Genomic DNA, 26,071 nt, shown 5'->3' on the forward strand with positions numbered 1-26,071 from the left:
GCGAGGAACCGGGAACGTGTCGGTCGGCGCACCTACGGTAGTTCCGTGAGCGACCCGACCTCCCCGGCCACACCTCCGGCCTACCAGCCCGGCGGCTACGCCCCCCGACCCGCCGCGCCGTCGGGCGGGCCGGGATCGCCGGGGCAGCCGGTCGGGTCGCCGTTCGCGACCGGTCGGTACGTGCCAAGGACCGAGACGCGCTGGCTCTGGTGCGTCGCCGGGCTGATCCTGTCGATCGCCGTGGTCGTCGCCTCGGTCCGACTGTTCGTGCTGACCCCGGCCTGGCGGATGGTCGACCAGGCGGCGTTCCTCGGCTCGACCCTGGGGCGCGAGCAGGTCGAGCCGTACGCGAAGGTGGTGCTGGGCGTCGTGTCGCCGCTGTTCCTCGTCGGCGCCACGATCGTCGCGGTCGTCCTGGCGCTGGCCCGGAAGGCGTTCGGGGACGCGGTGCGCGCCGTCGTCGTCGTGGTCGGCGCGAACCTCACGACGCAGCTCCTCAAGGGGGTCATCGAGCGTCCGATCGACGACCTTCCGCAGGCCACCTACGGCAACTCCCTCCCGAGCGGGCACACGACCGTCGCGGCCTCGGTCGTGGCGATCCTGCTCATCGTCGTCGGACGGTCGTGGCGGCCGCTCGTCGCGCTGCTCGGTGTCCTCTACGCGGGCGCGACGGGCATCGCGACGCTGGCGCTCGCCTGGCACCGCCCGTCCGACGCGGTGGCGGCGTTCGCGGTCGTGGCTGCGTGGTCGCTGCTCGTGCTCATCCCGAACCGGGGGCGCGCGGTCCCGGACGTGGTCGTGAACCCGCTGCGGATCCTCGTGTCCTGGCTGCTCGGCGTCGCGGCGGTGGCGGGCCTGACCGTCGGGTTCGTCGCCTTGTCGGTGGCGTTCGCCCGGGCGGGCGGGGACCTGTCGAGCGGCAGCGCGCTGCTGGAACCCGTCACCCGACGGGCCGCCTACGTCGGCGCGTGCGCGGGGACCGGCGGGGCCGCCGCGTTCTTCGTCTGGTGGCAGCTCCTCGCCCGACGCTGACGTCGCCGGTCCGTCCACAGGTTTCGGCCGGCGGTTGCGCCGGGTCCAGGGAACCGGGGTATCGTCCGCGCAGGACCTCCGCCGCGGCGACCGCCGCGCGAGCGTCCGAGTCCCGCCGCTCGCGCGGGACGCCTCGAACACGTAGCACGCACCAGTCACCGGCCGATCCGCCGGTCGATGGAAGGTATGTCCTTGGCCAGCACGCCCACCAAGCTCGTCATCGTCGAGTCGCCGACGAAGGCCCGCACGATCTCGCGGTTCCTCGGTTCCGGCTACGAGATCGAGGCGAGCGTCGGGCACATCCGCGACCTGCCCCAGCCCTCCGAGCTTCCGGCGGACATGAAGAAGGGTCCGTACCGGAAGTTCGCGATCGACGTCGAGAACGGGTTCGACCCCTACTACGTCGTCGACGCCGACAAGCGCAAGAAGGTCGCCGAGCTCAAGAAGAAGCTCAAGGACGCGGACGAGCTCTACCTCGCCACCGATGAGGACCGCGAGGGCGAGGCCATCGCGTGGCACCTGCTCGAGGTGCTCAAGCCCAAGGTTCCGGTCAAGCGGATGGTGTTCCACGAGATCACCAAGGAGGCGATCGAGCGCGCGCTCACGGCCACCCGGGACCTCGACACCGGCCTCGTCGACGCCCAGGAGACGCGCCGCATCCTCGACCGGCTCTACGGCTACGAGGTCTCGCCCGTGCTGTGGCGCAAGATCGGCCCCGGCCTGTCCGCCGGTCGCGTGCAGTCGGTGGCGACGAGGCTCGTCGTCGAGCGCGAGCGCGAGCGGATGGCGTTCCGCAGCGCGACCTACTGGGACGTCTCGGCCGACCTGGTCGCCCCGCGGGACACGGGCCGCTCGACGGCCGGCAACGCCTTCACGGCGCGGCTCACCTCGCTCGCGGGCCGCCGCGTCGCGACGGGCCGCGACTTCGACGACACGGGCGCGCTGCGCTCCCCGGACACGGTCCACCTCGACGCCGTCGCGGCCGGTGAGCTCGTCACGGCGCTGGAGCCGGCGTCGTTCGCGGTGTCCTCCGTCGAGACCAAGCCGTACACGCGTCGCCCGGCGCCGCCGTTCACCACCTCGACGCTCCAGCAGGAGGCGAGCCGCAAGCTGCGGCTCAACTCGCGCGCGGCCATGCGCACGGCGCAGTCGCTCTACGAGCGCGGCTACATCACCTACATGCGCACCGACTCGGTGACGCTGTCCAACGAGGCGATCACGGCGGCGCGCCGCCAGGCCGCCGACCTCTACGGCGCCGAGTACGTGCCGGAGGCGCCGCGGTTCTACGCGAACAAGTCGAAGAACGCGCAGGAGGCGCACGAGGCGATCCGCCCCGCCGGCGACCACTTCCGCACGCCGGCGCAGGTGGCCGGTGAGCTGCGCGGCGACGAGTTCAAGCTCTACGAGCTCATCTGGAAGCGCACGGTCGCCTCGCAGATGGGCGACGCCCGCGGCTCGACGGCGTCCGTCAAGGTCGCGGCGTCGACGACGGCACCGGTCGCGTCCGAGATCTCGGGGACCTTCGCGGTCGGCACGCCGGCCGAGCTGAGCGCGTCCGGCACCGTCATCACCTTCCGCGGGTTCCTCGCCGCGTACGAGGAGGGCCGCGACGCCAGCCGCTACGACCGCGACCCGGCATCGGCGCAGGCCGAGGGGGCCGGCTCGGGCACCGGGGCGGCCCGGGAGTCGCGCCTGCCGGAGCTGGAGCTGGGCGACGCGCTCGGCGTCGACGGCCTCGAGGCCGACGGCCACGAGACGTCCCCGCCGCCGCGCTACACCGAGGCCTCGCTCACCGCGGCGCTGGAGGACCGCGGGATCGGCCGGCCCTCGACGTACGCCGCGACGATCTCCGTCATCGTCGACCGCGGCTACGTGCTGCGCCGCGGGCAGGCGCTCGTGCCGAGCTGGCTCGCGTTCTCGGTCGTCCGGCTCCTCGAGGACCACTTCGGGCCGCTGGTCAACTACGACTTCACGGCCGCGATGGAGTCCGACCTCGACCGCATCGAGCGGGGGGAGCAGGACCGCGTCGCGTGGCTGCGCGAGTTCTACTTCGGCCCGTGGGCGTCGGGGACGCCGGGGCTCAAGCCGCTCGTCGACGACCTCGGCGAGATCGACGCCCGGGGGATCAACTCGATCCCCGTCGGCGACGGCATCACGCTGCGCGTTGGTCGGTACGGGCCCTACCTCGAGGGGACGGGCGAGGCGGGCGAGCCGCTGCGCGCCTCCGTCCCCGAGGACGTCGCTCCCGACGAGCTCACGGCCGAGAAGGCGCGCGAGCTGCTGCTCACGCGCAACGACTCCGACCGGGAGCTGGGCGTCGATCCCGCGACCGGGTACGCGATCGTCGCGAAGAACGGGCGGTACGGCCCGTACGTGACCGAGGTGATCCCGGACGACGCGCCGGCCGTCGCGGAGGGTGCTGCGGAGGGCGGTGCGGCTCCGGCGAAGGGGCGCAAGAAGGCCCCGGCGAAGCCGAAGCCGCGCACGGGCTCGCTGTTCGCGTCGATGGCGCTCGACACCGTGACGCTGGAGCAGGCGCTGCAGCTCCTCACGCTGCCCCGCGTCGTGGGCGTCGACCCCGAGTCCGGCGACGAGATCACGGCGCAGAACGGCCGGTACGGCCCCTACCTCAAGAAGGGGACGGACTCGCGCTCGCTCGAGAGCGAGGAGCAGCTCTTCGACGTCACCCTCGAGGAGGCGCTCGCGATCTACGCCCAGCCCAAGCAGCGGCGCGGTCAGCGCGCCGCCGCGGCCAGTGCGCTGCGCGAGCTCGGCACGGATCCGGTGAGCGAGAAGCCCGTCGTCGTCAAGGACGGCCGGTTCGGCCCGTACATCACCGACGGCACGACGAACGTCACGGTGCCGCGCGGCGACACGGTCGAGGACCTGACGCCCGAGCGGGCGTACGAGCTGCTCGCCGACAAGCGCGCCAAGGGGCCGGTCAAGCGGGCCACCCGCTCGACGACGACGCGCTCGCGCGCCACCGCGAAGAAGAAGTAGCGGCGGTCCCGGGGGCGCGTCGGCGCCGCCGCTGGTGCTCGCCGTGGCCACCGTGGGAGCGGGTTGCTTCGGGTATCCGGCGTGAGCGTGGCCACGGCGGTGACCGTGGCCACCGCGGCGTCGGTTGCTCCCGTTGCCGGGCCAGGCGTGGTCTCGGCGGACACCGTGGCCACCGTGGGACCGGGTAGCTCCGAGCATCCGGCGTGAGCGTGGCCTCGGCGTGGGCCGTGGCCACGGCGCCACCGCCTGGGGTCCGCCGCTCTTCGTCCCGGCGCTGGACCTAGGCTCGGAGCATGAGCACCGACGCCGCGCCCGCCCTCACCCAGCCGAGCTCCTACCCGGACCCCGCCGACGCCCCCGCCATCCGCTGGGGCATCATCGCCCCGGGCGGCATCGCGCGGAAGTTCGCCACCGACGTCCCGGGGCACACGGCCTCGACGGTGGACGCCGTCGGCTCCCGCGACCTCGGCCGCGCCCAGGCGTTCGCCGCCGAGTTCGACGTCCCGCGTGCTTACGGCAGCTACGCCGAGCTGGTCGCCGACCCCGACCTCGACGCCGTCTACATCGCCTCCCCACACAGCGAGCACCGTGACCTCGCGCTCCTCGCCCTCGAGGCCGGCAAGCCGATCCTGGTCGAGAAGGCGTTCACGCGGAACGCGGCCGAGGCGCGCGAGGTCCTCGACCTCGCGGCGAGCCGCGACCTGTTCGTCATGGAGGCGATGTGGGCGCGGTTCCTGCCCCACTACCGCGCGGTGGTCGACGCGGTGCACGCCGGCGTCATCGGCGAGGTGCTCTCGGTCGACGCGCTGCACGGGCAGATGCTCGTCGGCGGCAACGACCGCCTCTGGCTCCCCGAGCTCGCCGGCGGCGCCCTGCTCGACCTGACCGTCTACCCCCTCTCCTTCGCGCACGCGCTGCTCGGCGTCCCCGACTCCATCCACGCGTTCGGCACCCTCACGGACCTCGGCGTCGACGCGGCCGAGACGGTCGTGCTGCGCTACGGCGACCGGGCCGTCGCCGTCGCGCACGCCAACCTGGAGACGGCGCTGGCGAACGACGCGAGCGTCGCCGGGACGCTCGGCCGCATCGACGTCGAGCGGACCTTCTACGCCCCGTCCGACGTCGAGCTGGTCCGGCACGACGGGACCACGGCCTCGGTGCACGGCCGGGTCCCCGGCGGCTTCCAGTACGAGGCGGCCGAGGTGGCGCGCTGCCTCGCCGCCGGCGAGCTGAGCTCGCGGCTCATGTCGTGGCAGGCGACCGTCGAGGTCATGGAGATCATGGACGAGGTCCGCGCGCAGCTCGGGGTCGTCTACCCCGGTGAGTAGTCGCGCCCGTCGCGGGACGGACGGGTGCGGTCGCCGGCCGGGCCGAGGCGGCTGTGGACGCAGCGCGTCGTTGTCGGTGGGCGACCGTAGGGTGAAGCCATGAGCACGACGCCGGACGACGACGCGACCACCGGCCTGCCCGCGCGGGGCGTGTTCGTGTCGTTCGAGGGCGGTGACGGGTCGGGCAAGTCGACGCAGTCGCGCCTGCTGGGCGAGTGGCTGGAGCAGGCGTTCGGCCGGGAGGTCGTGCGGACGCGCGAGCCCGGCGGCACCCAGCTCGGTCGGACGATGCGCGAGCTCGTGCTGCACGGGGAGGACGTGGACCCCCGGACCGAGGTGCTGCTCTACCTGACCGACCGGGCGCACCACGTGGCGAGCCTCGTCCGACCGGCGCTGGAGCGCGGCGCCGTCGTCATCACGGACCGGTACCTCGACTCCTCGCTCGCCTACCAGGCGGGGGGCCGGGAGCTCGACCTCGCGCGGCTGCGCGACATGCAGCTCTGGGCCGTCGACGGGCTGCTGCCGGACGTCACGATCCTGCTCGACCTGGACCCGGCCCTCCTGCCCCAGCGGCTCTCGGCGACCGGCCTCGCGCCGGACCGGCTCGAGCGCAGCGGCGAGCAGTTCCACCGCCGCACGCGCGAGGCCTACCTCGCGCTCGCTGCGGCCGAGCCGGAGCGCTGGCGCGTCCTCGACGCCTCGGCCGGCATCGAGGAGATCGCGGAGCAGGTCCGCGCCGCCGTTGCGCCGCTGCTCGACCGGGCTCGCGCACGCGCGGCGGGCGCCGCTGGCGACCCGGTCGACGGTGCCGGCGGCGGTACCGGCGGCGAGCCGGGCGCTGCGCCGCGTCCCGGCGGGCGGCTCGACGCGTCGACGGTGGCCCCGTGAGCGCCCCGGGCGGCGTCGTCGACGACCTCGACGAGCCGGACGCCGCGATCTGGTCCGACGTCGTCGGTCAGGACGCGGCCGTCGCGGTCCTGCGCCGCGCGGTCGCCGACCCCGCCGCGATGACCCACGCGTGGCTCGTCACCGGCCCGCCCGGCTCAGGTCGCTCCGTCGCGGCGCGCGCGTTCGCCGCCGAGCTCATCGCCGACTCCGTCCGGGACCGCCAGGGTCCCGACGTGGCCGACGCCGCTGCCGCCCGCGTCCTGCGCGGCACCCATCCCGACGCGACGGTCGTGGCGACGGACAAGACCGTCATCACGGTCGCGGAGGTCCGCGAGCTGGTCACGCTCGCGCAGCGCGCCCCGGCGGAGTCGGGCTGGCGCGTCATCGTCGTGGAGGACGCGGACCGGATCGTCGAGCGCAGTGCGAACGCCCTGCTCAAGGCCATCGAGGAGCCGCCGCCGCGGACCGTGTGGGTGCTGTGCGCGCCGAGCGAGCAGGACGTCATCACGACGATCCGCTCCCGCTGCCGGCACGTCGCGCTCCGCGTGCCGCCGGCGCAGGCCGTCGCCGACCTGCTCGTCCGGCGCCACGCCGTCTCCCAGGACCGGGCGCTCACCGCCGCGCTCGCCGCGCAGAGCCACATCGGTCTCGCCACGCGCCTCGCGCTCGACGAGTCCGTCCGCGAGCGGCGCGCCCGCGCCCTCGAGATCGCGACGAGCGTGCGCGGCGTCGGGGACGCCGTCATCGCGGCGGGTGAGCTGGTCGAGGTCGCCACGGCGCAGGCGACCGCGGCCGCCACCGAGCGTGACGCGGCCGAGAAGGCCGAGCTGCTGCGCGCGCTCGGCGCCGACGGCGAGGGGACGCTCCCGCCCTCGGTCCGCGCCCAGATCCGTCAGCTCGAGGACGACCAGAAGCGCCGCTCGCGCCGCGCCGTCGTCGACGGACTCGACCGGGCGATGACCGACCTGCTCTCCTTCTACCGCGACGTGCTCGCCGTCCAGGTCGGCGCCGACGTCCCGCTGGTCAACACCGAGCAGGCCGCCGACGTCCGCAGCGTCGCCGCCGCGTCCTCGGGGCCGGAGCAGACGCTCCGCCGGATGGACGCGATCCAGACCGCCCGGACCCGGCTGGCCGGGAACGTCGCGCCGCTGCTCGCGGTCGAGGCGATGACCGTCTCGTTGCGACCGCAGGGCTGAGGACGGCTGCCATGATGGTCGACGACGACGCTGGCGGCCCTCGGGCGGTGGCCGCGCGGTTAGGGAAGCGACACGGGAACGGGCAGGGAGCGCCGATGGTGGACGGACGTGGGCGGACCGGGAGACGGGCCGGGGCGGCGCGCGCGCTCGCCACGGCCGGGGTGCTCCTGGCCCTCGCCGGAGCGATGGCCGGCTGCCGGTCGCAGGCGCCGATGCTCCAGCCGGTCGCGCCCGTGCCAACCCTCACGCCCGCCGACGGGTGACCCGGTGAGGACCTCGTCGTCGCGCGTCCTCGCCGCCATCGTCGCGCTCGGGGTCTGCCTCGGACTCACGGCCTGCGTCCCGGGACTGATCGACCCGTTCGCCGGCGGGAACGGGTCGAGCACCGACCCGTCGGACGCCGACGACACCACCGACCCGGACGACCCGAGCGATGCCGCCGAGGCGCCCGTCGTGCTCGACCCCGGGCCGAGCTCCACCGCGATCGACTGGCGCCCCTGCGACCACCACGCCCGGTTCGACTGCGCCGAGGTGCTGCTCCCGCTCGACCACGCCGACCCCGGCGGCGACCAGGTGCGGATCGCGCTCAGGCGGCTGCCGGCCGGCGGCCCGGAGGAGGAGCGGCTCGGGACGCTGTGGATCAACCCGGGCGGGCCGGGGGAGTCCGGCATCGACCTCGTCACCATGGTCGGGTCCTTCTTCGGCGACGACCTGCTGGAGCGGTACGACGTCGTCGGCTTCGACCCGCGCGGCGTCGGGGCCTCGACGCACGTCGTCTGCCTGCTCGACGGCGAGGACGACCCGTCGTGGGTCGATCTCGACCTCGACACCCCCAAGGGCCTCGCCCGGGTCGAGTCCGGGTTCACGGCGCTCGGCGAGCTGTGCCGCGAGCGGTCGGGTGCGCTGCTCGACCACGTGAGCACCGCGGACACCGTCGCGGACCTCGAGGCGCTGCGCGCCCTCACGGGCGAGCAGCTCAACTACCTCGGCTACTCCTACGGCACCCTCATCGGCGCGGTGTACGCCGACACCTACCCCGAGCGGGTCGGGCGGATGGTGCTCGACGGCGCGATCGACCCGTCGGTCGGCTACACCGACCTGCAGGCGCAGCAGACCTGGACCTTCCAGCGAGCGTTCGCCCGGTTCGTCACGACGTGCCGGGAGGACGCGGACTGCCCGCTCGACGCCGACCCCCGCGCGGCCGAGACGCAGGTGCTCGACTGGATCGACGAGCTGGACGTCTCCCCGGTGCCGTCGGACGCCGAGGACGGCGAGCTGACGGGCCAGGAGCTCGTCGCCGCCCTGGCGTCGGCGCTGTACGCGCCGTGGGACTGGGACGTCGTCGTCGAGGACCTGGCCGACGCGGTGGCGGACTCCGACCCCGACGGCTCGGCGCTCGACGAGCTCCAGGGCGAGTGGTACGGCGGCGCCCTCAACTACCCGTTCTGGTTCTCCGCGATCGACTGCGTCGACTACCCGGTCGGGACCTTCGACGAGGCCGTGACGCACGCGCGCGAGCTGGCGGCGGGCTCGCCCGTGTTCGGCGCTGGCAGCATCGCGGAGATCCAGTGCGCGACCTGGCCGGCGAAGGCCCGCGACGAGCGCGTGCCGGTCAGCGGGACCGGTGCCGCGCCGATCCTCGTCGTCGGCACGCTGTTCGACCCCGCCACGCCGTACGCGTGGGCGGTCTCGCTCTCGCGTCAGCTCGAGTCGGCGACGCTGCTCACCTACGAGGGTGATGGCCACGCCGTCTACGGCGGTGTCTCGTGGTGCGTCGACGGGTTCGTCGAGGACTACCTGATCGACGGCGCCGTTCCGCCGCCGGGCATGAGCTGCCCCTCGGCCTTCTGAGGCTCGGCGGCTCGGGAGCCCCGCGCGACCCGCGGCGCCCGAGGGCCGCCCGCCTAGACCCGCTCGAGCCGCCGGGCGGTCGAGCCCCGCACCACGAGCTCGGTCCACGACTCCTCGTGCGGGCCGACCTCCTCGCCCAGCTCGACGGAGAGCGCGTCGACGTAGCGCGCGCCGAGGGCGCGGAAGTCGCAGCTCACCGTCGTGAGCGACGGGACGAAGAACGCGGAGCTGGGCGTGCCGTCGAAGCCGATGACGCTGACGTCGTCCGGCACCCTCCTGCCATGACGGGTGAGGGCGGAGATCGCGCCGAGCGCGATGTCGTCGCTGGCCGCGACCACCGCGGTGACCGCGCCGTTCGCCGCCAGCTCCTCGCCGGCGCTGCTCCCGCCCTCGGCCGACCACGTCGAGCGGACCACCGGGATCGCCGGCAGGCCGGCGGCATCCAGCGCGTCGCGCCAGCCGCGCTCCCGCTCGCGAGCCGACGGCCACATCGACGGGCCGCCGATGTGGGCGATTCTCGTGTGCCCGAGCGAGATGAGGTACTCGGTCGCCTCGCGGACGGCGGTCCGGTCGTGCTGCCAGAAGTCGTCGTGGGTCGACCCGAGCGGCGCGGAGATCACGTGCCGTGTCCCGGAGAGCCCGCTGGTCCTCGCGAGAAGCTGGTCGTTGACGTCGAGCAGGATGACGGCGTCGAACCGCTGAGCGAAGAACCGCTCGAGGATCTCGTCCGTCCCGCTCGACGGCGTGCTGGCGATACCCGCGATCGAGGTGAAGTAGCCGCGCGCCCGCGCGGCCTCCTCGACCCCCTGGACGAGCTGGGCCGGCCCGTACAGCGCGAGGTCGGCGGTGAGCACCCCGACCGTCATGGAGTCGCGCATCGCGAGCTGGCGCGCGGCGACGTTGGGCCGGTAGCCCAGGCGGTCGATCGCGTCCTTCACGCGCGTCCGCGTCGCCTCCGTGACGCTGGGGTGGGCATTGATGACGCGGGAGACGGTCTGCTTCGACACGCCAGCGGCGCGGGCGACGTCCGCCATGGTGGCTCCCGCCATCGTGCTCCTTCGCTCTGATCGGTCGCGATGCCACGAGACTAGCACTCCTCCGGTCGTCAGATGAGACCGGTCACATTGTTTCCTTCCGCTGGCCTCCCGCCCTGTTGACAGTCATGTTGGACGACCATATGGTCTCCATGTGACCGCTCACACGGAGCGGTGACGGATCGATGAGGAGCCGTCGACGTGACTGCGACGTTCGTGGAAGCCCATGCCACCCCTGCCCGTTCGAGAGCCCGGGACCGCGTGCTCTTCGGCGCCGCCTATTACCACGAGTACCAGCCGACGCCGCGCCTCCAGGCCGACCTCGACCTCATGGTCGACGCCGGCTTCTCCGTGATCCGGGTCGGCGAGGCGACCTGGTCGTCGTGGGAGCCCGAGGACGGCACGTTCGACCTCGACTGGATGCAGCCCGTCCTCGACGGGGCGCACGAGCGCGGCATCGCGGTGGTCCTCGGCACCCCGACCTTCGCCGTCCCCATGTGGCTGGCGCGCAAGTACCCCGAGATCGCGATCCGGCGCCAGGACGGCTCGCGGACCCCGTGGGGAACCCGCGAGGAGATGGACTACACCCACCCCGCCTTCCTGTTCCACGCCGAGCGGGTGATCCGCGCCGTCATCGGCCGCTACGCGTCCCACCCGGCCGTGATCGGCTTCCAGGTCCACAACGAGCCGGGCCTCCACCAGATCTACAGCCCCGCGGTCGTTGAGGAGTTCAAGGACCGTCTGCGTCGTCGCTTCGGAACGGTCGAGGAGCTCAACCGCGCCTGGGGCCTGACCTTCTGGTCGCACCGGCTCTCCACCTGGGAGGACCTGTGGCTGCCCGACGGCAACGGCCAGCCGCAGTACGACCTGGCCTGGCGCTCGTTCCAGGCTGCCATCACTCGTGAGTACATCGCGTGGCAGCGGGAGATCGTCGATCCGCTGATCCGTGAGGACCAGTTCGTCACGACCTGCCTCTCGCTCGACCGGCCCGCGTTCCACGAGCAGGAGCTCGCCGCGTCGCTGGACGTCACCGCGGCCAACCCCTACTACTTCATGCAGGACGACCTGGCCGCGCCGAGCGCCGGGCCGGGGGAGCAGTCGTGGCTCACCAGCGGTGCCTGGTCGGTCTCGCTCGCGGCGGACCGCGTGTTCGCGACGCGCCAGGAGCCGTTCCTCGTCTTCGAGACGGACGCCGGTCCGATCGGCGGCCCCGCGACCAACTACCCCGCCTACGACGGCCAGCTCGCCCAGTGCGCGTGGTCCTTCGTCGCGCGGGGCGCCGAGATGATCGAGTACTGGCACTGGCAGTCGCTGCACTACGGGACCGAGACCTACTGGGGCGGTGTTCTTCCGCACGACCAGCGTCCGGGGCGGATCTACCGCGAGGTCGCCGAGGTCGGCCGCCAGCTCGCGACGGCCGGTCCGGCCGTGGTGGGGCTCACGCCCGAGCACGACCTGACGATCCTCTACTCGGTGGCGTCGAAGTGGGGCCTCGCCTTCCAGCCGCACGTCTCCGACTCCGACGCCGACCCGCACAACCAGCGCAACGAACGGGCCTACGCCTCGATCCTCGAGGCGTTCTACCGCGGCGCCCACGAGGCAGGGGCGCAGGTCCGGCTCCTGCACGACACGCAGGTCGTCGGTGCCGACGGCGCCGAGCTCCTTGCGCCCGACGCGGCCGTCGCAGCTCACCCCGTCCTCGTCGTCCCCGGTCTCTACGTCGCCAGCGACGCGCTGCTCACCTGGCTCGACCGGTACGTCCGCGCCGGTGGCCACCTCGTCATCGGCCCGCGCACCGGCGTCGCCGACACGGACGCCTGCATCCGCGTCACGCCGAAGCCCTCCCTGCTGAGCGAGGTCGCCGGGGTCAGCTACCAGGAGTACGCCAACCTGCGATCGCCCGTCCGCGTCGTCGGTGAGGCCGGCGCCCCCTGGGTGAGCGAGGACGCAGCCGCCGTCGACTGGCTCGAGTGCCTGGAGGTCGCGGACGCGGACGTGCTCGCCCGGGTCGGTCACCGCCACTACGGGCGCTGGGCCGCCGTCACCACCCGGCAGTCGGGGAGCGGCCGCGTCACCACCGTCGGCGTCGTCCCCAACGACGCGCTCGCCCGTGACCTGGTGACCTGGGCGACCGGTGTCTCCGCGTGGGAGGCGACCCCCGGCGTGCGCCGCTCGTCGGCCCTGAACCGGGACGGCGACCGGATCCACGTCGTCCTCAACTGGTCCTGGGACGAGGGCGACGCCGTCGCTCCCACCGCCCTCGAGGACCTTCTCACCGGGCAGTCGCTCGCCGCCGGCGAGCGGCTCGCGCTCGCGCCGTGGGGCACGCGTGTGCTTCGCGAGCGGTCGTGAGCGACCGCCGGCCCGTCCCCGCAGTACCGGCTCCGAGACGACCCGTCCCGGAACCTCGACCGTCTCGAAGGAGAGATCCATGAACCGCACCACCCCGCGCCGCGCCCAGCTCGTCGGCGCGACCTGCCTCGCCCTCGTCCTCGCCGCCTGCTCCTCGGGTGACGGGGGCGGCGGGAGCGACGGCGACCTGACGATCGGCTTCGCCATGCCCGACGCGTCGGTCACCTACTGGACCGCGTACGTCAACGGGGTCGAGGAGAAGGCCGAGGAGCTCGGCGTCTCGGTGACCTTCACCGATGCCCGCAACGACACGAACACCCAGTTCGAGCAGGTCAACTCGCTGCTGGTCAGCGGGGTCGACGGCATCGTCCTGCCGCCGGTCGACACGACCTCCCTGCTCGGCGCGGCGACGGCCGCCGAGGACGCCGGTGTCCCGCTCATCACGTCCAACCGCGCGCTCGAGACCACCTACGGCGGGGTGGACGGCGCCTCGCCGAAGATCCACGTCGGCTTCAACGACGTCGAGATCGGGCGGCAGCAGGGCGAGATGGTGGTGAACGCCTGCGAGGGGATCGACCCGTGCAAGGTCGCCCTGCTCATGCAGCCGCTCGGCTCCACCCCGCAGATCGAGCGCACCTCCGGCTTCAAGGAGGTGGTCGCGGCCATCCCGAGCATCACGATCGTCGCGGAGCAGTCCGACAACCTCGACGCCAACACGGCGATGGAGCTCACCCGGACGATCGTCCAGCAGAACCCCGACCTCACGCTCATCGCGTCCCAGTACGACGACACGGCGGTCGCTGCGGCCCAGGCCGTCGGCGAGGCCGGGCTCGCCGACACGATCGACGTGTACGGCATCGGCGGGTCCAAGTCCGGCGTCGAGGCGATCGTCGACGGCACGCTCGCCGGGACCGTCTGGGTCTCGCCCCGCACGGACGGCGCCGACGCGCTCGAGGCGCTCGTCGCGATCCTGCGCGGCGAGGAGGTGGCGGGGATCGAGGAGATCAACGGCCGGCCGACCCTGCCCGTCGGGCTCGTCCAGGTGACGCAGGAGAACGCCGCGGACTACCCGGGCGAGTGGTGATGGACGCTCCCACCCGAGTGGACGGGGAGGAGGCGGTCGGCGTCAGCGACCTCGTGGTCACCTTCGGCTCCTTCCGCGCCCTGCGAGGCGTCAGCCTCAGCATCCGTCCCGGTGAGGTGGTGGGGCTGCTCGGCGAGAACGGCGCCGGCAAGTCCACGCTCATCAAGGTGCTCGCCGGCGTGTACCGACCCTCCGCGGGGACGGTCCGCCTCGGGGGCGAGGAGGTCACGCTCTCCTCGCCGCGCGAGGCGCTGCTCGCCGGGGTCGCGACCGTGCACCAGCACTCGATGCTCGCCGGCAACCTGACGGTGGCGGCGAACCTCATCCTGGGGGACGAGCCGCGCCGCCACGGCGTCGTCACCACCGCCGGGATCCGGGAGCGTGCCCGTGAGGTCGTCGAGCGCGTCGGCCTCGACCTGCCGCTCGACGCGACCGTCGACAGCCTCTCGCTCGCCGACCGCCAGCGCGTCGAGATCGTGCGAGCCGCTTCGCTCGCCACGTCCGTCATGATCCTCGACGAGCCGACCGCTGCTCTCGAACCGACCGAGGTCGCGGAGCTGTTCACGACGATCCGGCACCTGCGGGACCGGGGGATCGCGATCCTGTACATCTCCCACCGGCTGGACGAGATCCCCCAGATCTGCGACCGCGTCGTCGTGCTCCGCGACGGCCAGAAGGTCGGCGAGCTCGACGGTGCGCGCTGCGTGCCGGACGAGATCATCCCGTTGCTGGCCGGGCGGGCCATGGACGACCTCTTCCCGAGCCTGCCGGCGCCCGGCGAGGACGTGACGCTCGAGGCCGTGGACGTGCGGACGAGGAGCACCGCGCCCTTCTCGCTCTCCGTGCGCCGCGGCGAGGTCGTCGGGCTCACCGGCGCGGCGGGTGCCGGACAGCGTGTCGTCGCCCGCGCGCTCGCGGGCATCGAGCGCTCGACGGGCACCGTCACCGTCGCCGGGCGGCGCGTCCCGCCCGGTGACGTCGCCGGCGCCATCCGGTGCGGCATCGCGTACGTGTCCGGGGACCGGGCGGAGGGGGCGTTCCCCGAGCTCTCGGTCTGGCGCAACGCGGCCGTGGGGCTCTGGCCGCGGCTGAGCCGTCGTCTCGGGGTGCTGAGCGGGCGCGCCGAGCGGCGAGCCGGGACGGCGCTCGCGGAGGCCTACCGGGTGCGCGCCAACGACCTGTCCCAGCCGATCGGCACGCTGTCCGGTGGCAACCAGCAGAAGGTTCTCATCGCGCGCTGGGCCGGCATCGACCCGCGGGTCGTGGTGCTCGACGAGCCGACTCTCGGCGTCGACGTCGGCGCCCGCCGCGAGATCTACGACCTCATCGCGGAGAAGGTGGCTGACGGCACCTCGGTCGTGCTCGTCTCCTCCGACCATGCCGAGCTGCAGGCGATGAGTCACCGGGTGGTGGTGTTCGCCGACGGCCGGGCCGTCGCCGAGCTGCCATCGGCCGAGGCGACGGAGGAGGCCGTCCTCGCCGCCCGTATCTCCTCCCTCGCTCCAGACAAGGACAACTCATGACCACAACCGGCTCCGCTGTCTCGACCGCGCCCTCGCGTGGGGACGCCTGGCGGCTGACCTTCTCCCGGACGATCAGGCAGTCGGGTCTCCTGGTCTTCTTCACCCTCCTGGTCGTCGTCTTCGCCGTCCTGCGTCCGGAGTTCCTGTCCGAGGCGAACATCAAGAACATCCTTCAGAGCGCCGCGATCGTCGGCATCCTCGCGTGCGGGCAGACCGTCGTGATGCTCACCGGCGGCTTCGACCTCTCGATCGCGCGCAACGCGGTCGTCGCGGGGCTCGTGGTCGCGCTCGCCGCCCCGTCCGGTCCGCTCGCGATGCTGCTGGCGCTCGCCGTGGCCACCGGGATCGGGCTGGTCAACGGGACGCTCGTGGCCAAGGGGCGGGTGAACCCGTTCATCGTGACGCTGGGCAGCTTCACCATCCTCGGCTCGGTGGCGCTGCTGGTGAACAACGGCCAGTCGGTGAGCAACCTGCCGTCGTGGCTCACGGGCCTGACGTCGTGGAACGTCGGCGGGTTCAGCTCCGTCGTGTTCTGGTTCCTCGGGGCCGCGCTCGTCGTCCACCTCGTGCTCAGCTTCACCCGGTTCGGCCGGCACGTGTACGCGGTCGGCGGCAACCTCGAGGCGGCGCGCCTGTCGGGGATCCGGACCGACCGCGTGCTCGTGGTCGTCTACGTCGTCGCCGGGCTGCTCGCCGGGCTGGCCGGCATCCTGCTGACGTCGCGCCTCGGCACGGCGTCGCCGTCGGCGCTGCCGGGGGTCGAGCTCGACGCGATCGCCGCCGTCATCATCGGCGGGACGCGGATGAGCGGCGGTTTCGGATCGATCCCGCGCACGCTGATCGGCGTCTTCATCCTCACCAGCCTCACGTCGGCGCTCGTGATCCTCCAGGTCGCGACGTACTGGCAGGGCGTGCTCAAGGGCGCGATCATCGTGATCGCGGTGGCGGTCGACGTCGCGTTCAACCGCCGGAGGTAGCCGCCCGGAGCGCGCGCGACGCGGGGTGGCCGTCCTTCGGGGGCGGCCACCCCGCGTCGTGCTCCAGCGGTGCTAGTCCACCGTTGCTAGTCCACCGGTGCGGCGACGAGGCCGGTGGCCGGCTCGTCCGCGGCAGCCGTTCCCTCGGCGGCGGCCGTGTCGGCCCGCTCGGCCGTGTCGGCGCGCTCGGCGCGCAGGGCGCCGGCGAGGAACGTGAGCCCGAGGCCCTGCCCCCAGCCCTGCGTCCACTTGCGCGAGATCGACCGATAGCCGTCGAGGTCGCGCATGACGGCGGTCCCGGCCGAGGTGTTGAGCAGCCGGCCGTCGGGGGAGACGTTCGCGAGGACGCCGTCCAGCGCGCGCTGGACGGTCGAGGTGTGGAGCGGGTTGCCCGAGGCGAGCATGGCGGCGCCGATGCCGGCGGCGGCCGACAGCTCCTCGTAGGACTCCGCGTCGTCGAGCACCGTGCGCCACAGGCCGTCCGGCGTCTGCAGGGCGCGCAGGGCCGCGAGCTGGTCGCGCAGTGCGCAGTCGACGTCCATGAACCGCGGGTACAGGTAGGGCTCGGGCAGCGTCGACCCGACCTGGCTCATCGTGTAGGCGGCCCACGCGTTGGCGCGCGCCCAGTAGAAGCCGGACATGTGGTCGCCGGCGACGTTGTCGTACCCGTGGTAGAACAGCCCGGTCGCGGGGTCCTGCAGGTACTCCACGTGCCAGTAGTACTGGTTGAGGGCGTCGTCGACGAGGTCGCGGTCACCGAGCCGGACGCCGGCGCGGAGCATGAGGAACGCGGCCATGAAGAGCGTGTCGGCCCAGGCCTGCTCGGGGAAGTCGTTCCTCGCCGAGACCGTGTGCTGCAGGACGCGCTCGCCGAACCGGAGGGCGCGGTGGCGCAGGTAGTCGAGCTTGCTCTCGACGATCGCCCAGTACCGCTCGTCGCCCGTCACCTCGGTGAGCGTGAGCAGCGCGTGCCCCATCGCGCACGTGTTGACGGTCCAGCCCGGCAGCCCGAGCGCGACGAGCTCGTCGACGCGCCCCCGCAGCAGGTCGAGGTACTCGGAGTCCTGCGTCGCGCCGAACGCCTCGGCCACGCCGTAGTAGGCGACGCCGCACGGCCAGTCCCACGTGAGGTCCATCGACATCGTCTTGCGGACCATCGCGTCGAGGTCCCGGGTGACGAGGTCGCGATCGAGGCTGAGGCGGATCATGCGGGTTCCTTCTCCGTGGTCGTGGGTCGAGCCGAGCGGGCGGGACGGTCGTCGTCCCGTGCGGCGGGTCGTGCGGGTGGCTGGTGGGTCGTGCTGGGCGTGTGGTGCGTGGTGGGCGTCAGGTCCGGGTGGAGTCGCGGACGACGACGGTGAAGTCGGGGCTCACGTGCCCCTGCTCCGGCACGTCGTCGCCGCGCAGCAGGGAGTCGAGCAGGCCGAGGGCGAGGTCGGCGGCGGCGGCCTTGCCGGGGTCGACGGTCGTGAGCCCCGGCACGCTGTAGGTGGCCTCGTCGACGTCGTCGAAGCCGACCACCTGCACGTCGTGCGGGACGCGGACACCGGCGTTCGCGAGGGCAGCGAGCGCGCCGAGCGCGATCATGTCGTTGAACCCGAAGACGGCGTCGAACTCGACGCCGTCGGCGAGCAGGTCGCGCACGGCCTCCATGCCGGCGGAGCGGTGCCAGGTCGTCGTCTCGCGGACGAGCTCGGGGGAGGGGACGAGCCCGGCCTCGACGAGCGCGGCGGCGTAGCCCTCGAAACGCGGCGTCGCCGAGCCCGGACGCTCGTGCGGGCCGATCGCCGCGATCCGTCGCGCACCGCCCGCGATGAGGGTCTCGACGGCGGCCCGGCTCGCGTCGCGGTTGCGGTAGGTGACCTGGGGGCACGCGGCGTCGGCGCCGCGCTCGCCGAGCAGCACGACGGGTGGCCGGCGGCCGGCCCGCGAGGCGAGGACGTAGTCGATCTCGTGCCCGTTCAGCTCCTGCGGGATGTAGAGGATGCCGTCGGCGTAGGAGGTCCAGACCCCGGTGAGCGTCGACTCCTCGCGGTGCCGGTCTCCGTCGAGCACCTCGACGGAGACGCGCAGGTCGTAGGCGCCGGCGGCGCGGATCAGCTCGCTAGCGAGCTCGGCGAAGAAGGAGTTGCGCAGCCCGGGCGTGATGAGCGCGACCGTCCCGGTCCGGCCGGAGCGCAGCGACCGCGCGAGCGGGTTCGGCTCGTACTGCAGGGCTCGGGCGGCCTCGCGGACGCGTCGGCGGGTCTCGGCGGCCACGCGCGGGCGGTTCTGCATGACGTTGGAGACCGTCGCCGGGGAGACGCCGGCGAGCCGCGCGACGTCCCGCAGCGTTGCGGGCTGGCGTTCGACCGTCACCGAGCCTCCCTCGTCACCGGGCTGTGTAAATCGATTCAATCACGATAGCGCATCGACGCCGACGTGGTGTCCGGTGGTGGGCGCCGGCGTCAGTCGGCCTGGGCCGGCCCGCGGTCGCGCGTCGGCGCGCGCTCGGGGTCGCGCTCCGAGGCGCGCTCGGGGTCGCGGGACGGGTCGGAGGAGAGGCGCACGACGAGCTCGGGCGCGAACTGGACCTCGGGCGCGGGGCGGCCCGCGTCGTCCGCGCCGGCGTCGCTCGCGTTCAGGGTGAGCAGGAGGTCGGCGGCGGACCAGCCGATCTGGTGCGTCGGCTGCCGGATGGTGGTGAGCGGCACCATGAGCATGCTCGCGAACGGCACGTCGTCATACCCGACGACCGCCATCTGACCCGGGACGGAGACGCCGGCGCGCAGCAGCGTGCGCAGCGCGCCGAGCGCGAGGAGGTCGTTGACGCAGAAGATGCCGGTGGGACGCCACTGCTCCTGCCGGGCGAGCAGGCGGTGCGCCACCTCCTCGCCCTCGTCGGCGTTGAGCGCGGGGACGGGCACCTCGACGAGGACCTCGTCGGGGTCGAGCCCCGCGTCGGCGACGGCCAGGCGGGCGCCGACGACGCGGTCGACGCACTGGCGGATCGTGCTCGGGCCCGTGACGACGGCGATCCGGCGGTGGCCGAGGTCGAGCAGGTGCTGGACGGCGAGGCGGCCGCCCAGCACGTCGTCGACGGCGACGGTCGGGAAGCCGGTGCCGAGCCCCGCGTCCATGAGCACGACGGGGGTCCCGCGGCGGCGGAGCGCCTCGTACTGGTCGAGGTCGTCGCTCGAGGGGGTGACGAGGATGCCGCGGACGCCGTGCTGCTCCAGGAGCACCAGCCGCTCGGACTCGCGCGACGGCAGCTCGTCCGACGAGGCGACGATGAGCGCGATCCCCTCCGGCGTGAGCCGGTCCTCGATGCCGCGCGTGACGGCGGTGAAGAACGGGTTGCCGAGGTCGAGGACGACGGCGCCGACGCTCTGTGCCACGCCGGCGCGGAGCTGGCGGGCGGAGCCGCTCGGGACGAACTCGAGCTGCGCGATCGCCCGCTCGACGCGCTCCCGGGTGGCCGGCGAGACGCGGCCCGGGCGGTTGAGGACGTTGCTCACCGTCCCGACCGAGACGCCGGCGAGGCGCGCGACGTCCGTGACTGACGGGCGAGACCTCATGGCTGGCTCCTGGCTGGTCGGACGGTGCGAGGTGATCGTATCGGCGCGCGTCGCGTTGGGGCTCGCGGGGTGGCTCGTGCTGAGGCTCGCGGGTGGCTACGGCCGGTGGGTCCAGGAGCCGAGCGGGGCCACGTCGTCGTCGAGCCCGAGGATGGCGCGGAACTCCTGCGCGACGTAGGCCGCGACCGTGCGCGCGCCGGCCGCGCCGAAGTGGGTGTGGTCGGGGGAGCCGTCGTCGGGGTTGCGGTGGCCGAACAGCCGCTCGCTCCCGGCCGGACCCAGGTGCTGGTAGAGCCACCGGGTGAAGACGGTGAGGTCGATGAGGGGGACGTCGGCGTCGCGGGCGAGGCGCCGGACGGCGCGGGGGTAGGGGCCGTGCGAGACGCGCAGCTCGCCCGCGTCGGTGAACAGGCACCGCTCGACGCTGGTCAGCAGCACCGGGCGTCCGCCGCGGTCCCCGACCTGCGCGACGAAGCGGGCGAGGTTGGCGCGGTAGCCGCCCTCGGCGTCCAGGGACTCCTCCTTCTGGTCGTTGTGACCGAACTGGATGAGGACGAGGTCGCCGGGCTCGATCGCGTCCAGCGTCGCTCGCCACCGGCCGTCGGCGACGAAGGACGCGGTGGTCGCGCCGCCGATCGCGCGGTTGGCGACGGGCAGGTCGACGTACTCGTGCAGGGCCGCGCCCCAGCCGGCGACGCCGGTGTCGTCGAGCGGCCCTGGCGCGACCGTGGAGTCCCCGGCGAGGTGGATGGTGCGGGTGGTGGCCGGGGTCGAGGTCGACATGGGGTCACGGTAGGAGTGAATCGTTACAGTCGTCAACGAGACCGGCTCTTGTGGTGGGGCGGGTGAGATCGGTGCGCGGGCGGGCGCGGTGGGTGGGTGCGGCGACGTGGTCGCGTCGGGCGGGCGCGGCGACGTGGTCGCCGTGGCGTCGGCCGCCAGGGCCGGCCCGGCCCGGCTGGGCTGGCCCGGCTGGGCTGGCCCGGACGGGCGGGCGGTCGACCGGCTCTGTCGAGCGCGGACGATCGGTGGCACCCTACGCAGATGAGGCAGCTTCGGTACTCGATCAACGTCACCCTCGACGGCTGTTGTCACCACGAGGCGGGGCTCCCGCCGGACGAGGATTCGATGCGCTACTGGACCGACCAGATGGCGCGCGCCGACGCTCTGCTGCTCGGCCGGGTGACGTACCAGATGATGGAGTCGGCCTGGCGCCGGCCGGTCACGGGTGACTGGCCGGACTGGATGCAGGAGTGGGACCTGCCGTTCGCCGCCGCGATCGATGGGGCGAGGAAGTACGTCGTGTCGAGCACGCTGGAGCGCGTCGACTGGAACGCCGAGCTGCTGCGCGGCGACCTGGAGCTCGCGGTTCGACGGCTCAAGGAGACTCCGGGCGAGGGGGACCTGTGGGTCGGCGGCGTGACGCTCCCCCTGGCGCTGGCGGACCTCGGGCTGATCGACGAGTACGAGCTTCTCGTCCACCCGGTTCTCGCCGGCCACGGGCCGACCCTGCTCGCCGGCCTGCGCGAGCGCATCCGGCTCGAGCTGGTCGACCGTCGGGAGCTGCCGTCGGGCGCGGTCGCTGTTCGACTCCGGCCCGCGCGGTAGGTCGCCCCTGGTCGAGGTGCCCGCGGCGGCGTGACGGTGGCCGCGGCGGCGTGACGGTGGCCGCGGGGCTCGCGGTGGCCACCGTGAGGCCGGGTGCTCGGGTCGATCCGCACCGGCGATGGCCGCGGCGGTCGTGGTGGTCACCGTGCTGCCGGCTGCCGGGGCTGACGCGATGCGGGGGCCCCGTGGCTGCTGGGCCGGGCTGGTGGTGGCCATGGGGGTCCTTCTGGCCGCGGTGGTGCTGGGTGCTTGAGTCGATCCGGTCCGGTGGTGGTCATGGCCGTCGATCCGGGCTGGTGGTGGCCGCGGGGGTCGTGGTGGCCACTGTGGGGCCGGGTGTTCGCGTGGATCCGGTCCGGTGGTGGCCACGGGGGTCGTGGTGGCCACGGTGGGGCCGGGTGTTCGCGTGGATCCGGTCCGGTGGTGGCCACGGGGCTCGCAGTGGCCACGGTGGGGCCGGGTGTCCGGGTTGATCCGGTCCGGTGGTGGTCATGGCTGTTGGGGCGCGCTGGTGGTGGCCGCGGGGCTCGCAGTGGCCACGGTGGGGCCGGATGTCGGGGGTGAAGCGGTCGGGTGGTGGCCACCGGGGCCCTGGTGTCCACGGGGGCCCTGCTGGCCACCGGGGGCACTGATGGCCACGGGGCCCCGATGGCCACGGGGCGGCGCCGGGCGAGACCGCCCCGGCCGGCGCCGCCCAGTCGTGGGACGTGTTGACACCAGAATCTGCCGACCCGTACGCTATGAAACGATTCACACACACCCGACCCGTGGCGAGTGCTCGACCCCCGAGCAGGCGACCGGGGCGTGGCTTCCCGCGCGGCGGAGCGTCCGCCCGACCCGGATCGAGGTACGTCATCGTGGATATCGACGCCGTCAAGGACGCGCTCGCCGCCCAGGCCATCGAGGTCCCCTCGTGGGCCTACGGCAACTCCGGCACGCGGTTCAAGGTGTTCGGCTCGCCCGGCACGCCTCGCGACCCGTTCGAGAAGATCGCGGACGCCGCCCAGGTCAACCTCTTCACCGGTGCCGCCCCGCGCGTCTCGCTGCACATCCCGTGGGACCGCGTCGACGACCTCGCCGCCCTCGCGCAGTACGCCCGCGACCTCGGCGTCGAGATCGGCACCATCAACTCCAACGTCTTCCAGGACGACGACTACCGCCTCGGCTCGCTCACCAACGCCGACGCCGCCATCCGCGCCAAGGCCGTCGCCCACCACCTCGAGTGCCTCGACGTGATGCGCGAGACCGGCTCGAGGGACCTGAAGATCTGGCTGCCCGACGGCACCAACTACCCGGGCCAGGACTCGATCCGCGCGCGGCAGGACCGGCTTGCCGACGGCCTCGCCGAGATCTACGCCGCCCTGCGCCCGGACGAGCGGCTCCTCCTGGAGTACAAGTTCTTCGAGCCGTACTTCTACACGACGGACGTCCCGGACTGGGGCACGTCCCTCGTCCACTGCCTCGAGCTCGGCGACCAGGCCATGGTCGTGCTCGACACGGGCCACCACGCCCCCGGCACCAACATCGAGTTCATCGTCGCGCAGCTCCTGCGGCTCGACCGGCTCGGCGCGTTCGACTTCAACTCCCGCTTCTACGCGGACGACGACCTCATCGTCGGCGCCGCCGACCCGTTCCAGCTCTTCCGGATCATGCACGAGATCGTCCAGGCCGGCGCCCTCGACCCCGCGGTCGGCGTCAACTTCATGCTCGACCAGTGCCACAACATCGAGGACAAGATCCCCGGCCAGATCCGGTCGATCATGAACGTCCAGGAGGCGACGGCCAAGGCGCTCCTCGTCGACGCCGACGCCCTCGCCGACGCGCAGGTCGCCGGTGACGTCCTCGGGGCCAACGCGATCCTCATGGACGCCTACGCCACCGACGTGCGCCCGCTCGTCGCGCAGGTCCGCGAGGAGAAGGGCCTCGACCCCGACCCGATGCGCGCCTACGCCGCCTCCGGCTACGCCGAGCGGATCGCGGCCGAGCGGGTCGGCGGCCAGCAGGCGAGCTGGGGCGCCTGACCCCCATGTCCGACGGCTCCACCGACCGCCCCGCCGATCCCGACCCACCGGGCCCGACCGACCCACCGGGCCCGACGGCCCCGTCCGCCGCACCCGCCCCGACCTGCCGCGCCTTCGCCGCCGTCGACCTCGGCGCGACGTCCGGTCGCGTCATCGTCGGCGAGGTCACGGGCGGGCCGGGGAGCGAGCGCGTCGAGCTGACCGAGGTCGCGCGGTTCGCGAACGAGCCCGTCCTCCTCCCGCCGACCCGCGGCGACGGCCCGGAGGTCCTCACCTGGGACCTCCCGGCGCTGTGGCGCGGCATCCTCGACGGGCTGCGCGACGCGGTCGCCCGGTTCGGCCGGCTCGCCGGCGTCGGGATCGACTCCTGGGCTGTCGACTACGGGATCGTCGACGACGCCGGGCGGCTCCTCGCCGCCCCCGTCTGCTACCGCGACGCCCGCACGACGCCCGTGCTCGCGCGCGTCTTCGACCGCGTTCCGGCCCCCGACCAGTACGCCGTCAACGGGCTCCAGGTCCAGCCGTTCACCACGGCGTTCCAGCTCCTCGCCGACCCCGTCGTCGCGACCCGCGTCGCGAGCACCCCGACGGACGGGGGCGCCGCGGCGCCGACCGCCCGCCCCCCGATCAGCGACGCCACCGGCGGCGGCCACCCGGCCGGCACCCCCGCCGGTGGCGCTCGCGTCCTCCTCCTGCCCGATCTTCTCGGCGCCTGGCTCACCGGCGTCGAGCGCGCGGAGCTCACCAACGCCTCGACCACCGGGCTGCTGGACGCCGCCACCCGGACCTGGTCGACGGACCTCCTCGCCCGGTTCGGCCTGCCGTCGGACCTGCTGCCCGACCTCGTGGCACCCGGCGAGCTCCTCGGTGCGGTCCGCCCGGCGATCGCGGCGCGGCTCGGGCTCGAGCGGCAGGCGACGCTGCCCGTCTGGACGGTCGGCTCGCACGACACGGCCTCCGCCGTCGTCGCCGTCCCGCTCAGCACGCCGAGCGCCGCCTACGTCTCGTGCGGCACCTGGTCGCTCGTCGGGCTGGAGCTGCCCGAGCCCGTCCTGACCGAGGCCTCGCGCGCCGCGAACGTGACGAACGAGGCGGGCGTCGACGGCACGGTCCGCTACCTCAAGAACGTCATGGGCCTGTGGGTCCTGTCCGAGGCGCTGCGCTGGTACGCGAGCGTCGGCGAGCCCGTCCAGCTCGCCGACGCCCTCGCCGCGGCCCGCGCGGTGCGGCCCCTGCGGACCGTCGTCGACATCGACGACGCCACCCTCCTGCCGCCCGGCGACATGCCGGGCCGCCTCGCCGTGCTCGCCCGTGCGACGGGTCAGCCCGTCCCGTCCGACGTCGGCGAGGTCGTGCGGTGCATCCTCGACTCGCTCGCGCTCGCCTACCGGCGCAGCGTCCGCGAGGTCGGGACGCTGGCCGGGCGCGAGGTCGACGTCGTCCACGTGGTCGGCGGCGGCGTGCACAACGCGGACCTCATGCAGCTCGCGGCCGACGCGCTCGGCGTGCCCGTCGTCGCCGGCCCCGCCGAGGGCGCGGCGCTGGGCAACGTCCTCGTCCAGGCGCGCGCCGCCGGACTCCTGGCGGGGACGCTGGCCGACCTGCGCCGCGTCGTCGAGCGCTCGACCACGCTCGTCACGTTCACCCCCGGCGCGACCGGCGGCGCCGGCGCCGCGGCGTGGGACGACGCCGAGACCCGGGCGCACGGCGGCGCCCCCACCGACCCGATCGACGACCCGCGGCCATCCCGCGGGCGTCACCCGTCCGCGACCACCCAGGAGCGACCATGAACGACGACCACCCGATCCGCCCCAGCCTCGGGGAGACCCTCGACAGCATGGGCGAGGCCGGTGCCCGGATCAGCGAGATCGACGCGGCCGAGGCCGGCGCCGGCAACATCTCCGTCTACCTCGGCTGGGACACCGAGGTGCGCCGCCGGTTCCCGATCGCCGAGGAGATCGAGCTGCCGCTGGCGGCCCCGCACCTCGTCGGCGGGACGCTGCTCGTCACCGGCTCCGGCCGGCGGCTGCGGCAGATCGTCGCCGACCCCGAGGCCTGCGTCGCCGCCGTCAAGGTGCACGACGACGGCCTGCACGCCACGATGTACACCTCCCCGAAGCGGCTGTTCGAGCGGCTGACCAGCGAGTTCAACTCCCACCTCGGCGTGCACGAGGACCAGGTCGCGCGTCGGGGCGTCGCGTTCCAGGCCGTGGTCCACGCGCAGCCGCCGCACCTCACCTACCTCTCGCACATCCCGGCCTACCAGGACACCGAGTACCTCAACCGGCACATCCTGCGCTGGGAGCCGGAGTCGATCGTCTCGCTCTCCCAGGGCGTCGAGGTGCTGCCGTTCTACATCCCCGGCTCGGAGCAGATGATGGCGGCGAACGTCGCGGGCCTGCGCGAGCGCGAGATCACGCTCTGGGGCAAGCACGGCGTCATGGCGCGGTCGGACCTGTCGGTGACGCGGGCCGTCGACCGGATCGAGTACGCCGAGACCGGCGCGAAGTACGAGTACATGGACCTCGCCGCCGGACGTCTGGCCGAGGGGCTCACGCGCGAGGAGATCGCCTCCGTCGCGCGCGAGTTCGACATCGACTCGCCCTGGGTCTGAGGAGCC

General features: G+C 73.7%; 20 protein-coding genes. 15 read left to right on the forward strand and 5 right to left on the reverse strand.

The window, feature by feature from the left end:
* Positions 1 to 45: 45 nt before the first annotated feature.
* The 7 genes from EDD28_RS07765 to EDD28_RS07790 all read left to right on the forward strand — a co-directional run bounded on the left by EDD28_RS07765 (position 46) and on the right by EDD28_RS07790 (position 9,295).
* A complete protein-coding gene (locus EDD28_RS07765) occupies positions 46 to 1,032 on the forward strand; it encodes a phosphatase PAP2 family protein (protein ID WP_123739079.1) in 987 nt (328 codons plus the stop codon).
* Positions 1,033 to 1,218: 186 nt separating this feature from the next.
* A complete protein-coding gene (gene topA, locus EDD28_RS07770; protein WP_123739080.1) occupies positions 1,219 to 4,032 on the forward strand; it encodes a type I DNA topoisomerase in 2,814 nt (937 codons plus the stop codon).
* 293 nt (positions 4,033 to 4,325) lie between these two features.
* Positions 4,326 to 5,360, forward strand: a complete 1,035-nt coding sequence (locus tag EDD28_RS07775) for a Gfo/Idh/MocA family protein (RefSeq protein ID WP_123739081.1) — start codon at positions 4,326 to 4,328, stop codon at positions 5,358 to 5,360.
* A 99-nt stretch (positions 5,361 to 5,459) separates the two neighbouring features.
* On the forward strand, positions 5,460 to 6,248 hold the full coding sequence (gene tmk / locus EDD28_RS07780) for a dTMP kinase (protein ID WP_123739082.1): 789 nt from the start codon (positions 5,460 to 5,462) through the stop codon (positions 6,246 to 6,248).
* The gene (locus tag EDD28_RS07785; RefSeq protein ID WP_123739083.1) at positions 6,245 to 7,444 is read left to right on the forward strand and encodes a DNA polymerase III subunit delta'; all 1,200 of its coding nucleotides are present in this window, start codon (positions 6,245 to 6,247) and stop codon (positions 7,442 to 7,444) included. Before tmk ends, EDD28_RS07785 begins: the two co-directional genes overlap by 4 nt.
* Positions 7,445 to 7,539: 95 nt before the next feature.
* Positions 7,540 to 7,707, forward strand: a complete 168-nt coding sequence (locus EDD28_RS17310) for a hypothetical protein (protein WP_170169392.1) — start codon at positions 7,540 to 7,542, stop codon at positions 7,705 to 7,707.
* A 4-nt stretch (positions 7,708 to 7,711) separates the two neighbouring features.
* Positions 7,712 to 9,295 (forward strand): alpha/beta hydrolase, encoded by a 1,584-nt coding sequence (locus tag EDD28_RS07790; RefSeq protein WP_170169393.1) that lies wholly within the window; start codon positions 7,712 to 7,714, stop codon positions 9,293 to 9,295.
* 53 nt (positions 9,296 to 9,348) lie between these two features.
* Here EDD28_RS07790 and EDD28_RS07795 read toward each other — a convergent pair whose 3' ends face one another.
* Positions 9,349 to 10,344, reverse strand: coding sequence for a LacI family DNA-binding transcriptional regulator (locus EDD28_RS07795; protein ID WP_123739085.1), 996 nt, complete (start codon positions 10,342 to 10,344; stop codon positions 9,349 to 9,351).
* A gap of 246 nt (positions 10,345 to 10,590) precedes the next feature.
* On the opposite strand from EDD28_RS07795, the gene EDD28_RS07800 reads away from it, so the two are divergent.
* The 4 genes from EDD28_RS07800 (at position 10,591) to EDD28_RS07815 (ending at position 16,265) form a co-directional block, all read left to right on the forward strand.
* Positions 10,591 to 12,681, forward strand: coding sequence for a beta-galactosidase (locus tag EDD28_RS07800; protein WP_123739086.1), 2,091 nt, complete (start codon positions 10,591 to 10,593; stop codon positions 12,679 to 12,681).
* Between the two features lie 79 nt (positions 12,682 to 12,760).
* Positions 12,761 to 13,765 carry a sugar ABC transporter substrate-binding protein gene (locus EDD28_RS07805; RefSeq protein WP_123739087.1) on the forward strand — a complete coding sequence of 335 codons (1,005 nt, stop codon included), beginning with the start codon at positions 12,761 to 12,763 and terminating at the stop codon, positions 13,763 to 13,765.
* Positions 13,765 to 15,288, forward strand: a complete 1,524-nt coding sequence (locus EDD28_RS07810) for a sugar ABC transporter ATP-binding protein (protein ID WP_123739088.1) — start codon at positions 13,765 to 13,767, stop codon at positions 15,286 to 15,288. Before EDD28_RS07805 ends, EDD28_RS07810 begins: the two co-directional genes overlap by 1 nt.
* Positions 15,285 to 16,265, forward strand: a complete 981-nt coding sequence (locus tag EDD28_RS07815; RefSeq protein WP_123739089.1) for an ABC transporter permease — start codon at positions 15,285 to 15,287, stop codon at positions 16,263 to 16,265. The genes EDD28_RS07810 and EDD28_RS07815 overlap by 4 nt, the downstream gene beginning before the upstream one ends.
* Positions 16,266 to 16,351: 86 nt before the next feature.
* On the opposite strand, the gene EDD28_RS07820 is transcribed toward EDD28_RS07815, so the two are convergent.
* From EDD28_RS07820 to EDD28_RS07835, 4 genes are all read right to left on the reverse strand, one after another.
* A complete protein-coding gene (locus EDD28_RS07820; RefSeq protein ID WP_123739090.1) occupies positions 16,352 to 17,473 on the reverse strand; it encodes a glycoside hydrolase family 88/105 protein in 1,122 nt (373 codons plus the stop codon).
* A 118-nt stretch (positions 17,474 to 17,591) separates the two neighbouring features.
* A complete protein-coding gene (locus EDD28_RS07825) occupies positions 17,592 to 18,623 on the reverse strand; it encodes a LacI family DNA-binding transcriptional regulator (RefSeq protein WP_170169394.1) in 1,032 nt (343 codons plus the stop codon).
* Positions 18,624 to 18,712: 89 nt separating this feature from the next.
* Entirely contained in the window at positions 18,713 to 19,822 is a 1,110-nt protein-coding gene (locus EDD28_RS07830; protein ID WP_123739092.1) for a LacI family DNA-binding transcriptional regulator, read from the reverse strand.
* Positions 19,823 to 19,918: 96 nt separating this feature from the next.
* Complete coding sequence (locus tag EDD28_RS07835; RefSeq protein ID WP_123739093.1) at positions 19,919 to 20,605, reverse strand: rhamnogalacturonan acetylesterase; 687 nt, start codon at positions 20,603 to 20,605, stop codon at positions 19,919 to 19,921.
* Positions 20,606 to 20,866: 261 nt separating this feature from the next.
* Between EDD28_RS07835 and EDD28_RS07840 the strand changes: the two genes are divergently transcribed.
* The 4 genes from EDD28_RS07840 to EDD28_RS07855 all read left to right on the forward strand — a co-directional run bounded on the left by EDD28_RS07840 (position 20,867) and on the right by EDD28_RS07855 (position 26,065).
* The gene (locus tag EDD28_RS07840) at positions 20,867 to 21,430 is read left to right on the forward strand and encodes a dihydrofolate reductase family protein (protein WP_123739094.1); all 564 of its coding nucleotides are present in this window, start codon (positions 20,867 to 20,869) and stop codon (positions 21,428 to 21,430) included.
* An 857-nt stretch (positions 21,431 to 22,287) separates the two neighbouring features.
* Positions 22,288 to 23,451, forward strand: a complete 1,164-nt coding sequence (gene rhaI, locus EDD28_RS07845; protein ID WP_245967962.1) for an L-rhamnose isomerase — start codon at positions 22,288 to 22,290, stop codon at positions 23,449 to 23,451.
* Positions 23,452 to 23,456: 5 nt separating this feature from the next.
* On the forward strand, positions 23,457 to 25,241 hold the full coding sequence (locus EDD28_RS07850) for a rhamnulokinase (protein WP_123739096.1): 1,785 nt from the start codon (positions 23,457 to 23,459) through the stop codon (positions 25,239 to 25,241).
* Positions 25,238 to 26,065 carry a class II aldolase/adducin family protein gene (locus tag EDD28_RS07855; protein ID WP_123739097.1) on the forward strand — a complete coding sequence of 276 codons (828 nt, stop codon included), beginning with the start codon at positions 25,238 to 25,240 and terminating at the stop codon, positions 26,063 to 26,065. Before EDD28_RS07850 ends, EDD28_RS07855 begins: the two co-directional genes overlap by 4 nt.
* Positions 26,066 to 26,071 lie beyond the last annotated feature (6 nt).

Origin of the sequence: Salana multivorans (assembly GCF_003751805.1) — a bacterium.
GTDB classification, from domain to species: Bacteria; Actinomycetota; Actinomycetes; order Actinomycetales; family Beutenbergiaceae; genus Salana; species Salana multivorans.

Coding starts and splice junctions, on each gene's coding strand:
- EDD28_RS07815 (WP_123739089.1), top strand. CDS start 15,285: ATGACCACAACCGGCTCCGCTGTCTCGACCGCGCCCTCGCGTGGGGAC.
- EDD28_RS07810 (WP_123739088.1), top strand. CDS start 13,765: ATGGACGCTCCCACCCGAGTGGACGGGGAGGAGGCGGTCGGCGTCAGC.
- topA (WP_123739080.1), top strand. CDS start 1,219: ATGTCCTTGGCCAGCACGCCCACCAAGCTCGTCATCGTCGAGTCGCCG.
- EDD28_RS07835 (WP_123739093.1), bottom strand. CDS start 20,605: ATGTCGACCTCGACCCCGGCCACCACCCGCACCATCCACCTCGCCGGG.
- EDD28_RS07795 (WP_123739085.1), bottom strand. CDS start 10,344: ATGGCGGGAGCCACCATGGCGGACGTCGCCCGCGCCGCTGGCGTGTCG.
- EDD28_RS07840 (WP_123739094.1), top strand. CDS start 20,867: ATGAGGCAGCTTCGGTACTCGATCAACGTCACCCTCGACGGCTGTTGT.
- EDD28_RS07820 (WP_123739090.1), bottom strand. CDS start 17,473: ATGATCCGCCTCAGCCTCGATCGCGACCTCGTCACCCGGGACCTCGAC.
- EDD28_RS07830 (WP_123739092.1), bottom strand. CDS start 19,822: ATGAGGTCTCGCCCGTCAGTCACGGACGTCGCGCGCCTCGCCGGCGTC.
- EDD28_RS07775 (WP_123739081.1), top strand. CDS start 4,326: ATGAGCACCGACGCCGCGCCCGCCCTCACCCAGCCGAGCTCCTACCCG.
- EDD28_RS07850 (WP_123739096.1), top strand. CDS start 23,457: ATGTCCGACGGCTCCACCGACCGCCCCGCCGATCCCGACCCACCGGGC.
- EDD28_RS07855 (WP_123739097.1), top strand. CDS start 25,238: ATGAACGACGACCACCCGATCCGCCCCAGCCTCGGGGAGACCCTCGAC.
- tmk (WP_123739082.1), top strand. CDS start 5,460: ATGAGCACGACGCCGGACGACGACGCGACCACCGGCCTGCCCGCGCGG.
- EDD28_RS07805 (WP_123739087.1), top strand. CDS start 12,761: ATGAACCGCACCACCCCGCGCCGCGCCCAGCTCGTCGGCGCGACCTGC.
- EDD28_RS17310 (WP_170169392.1), top strand. CDS start 7,540: ATGGTGGACGGACGTGGGCGGACCGGGAGACGGGCCGGGGCGGCGCGC.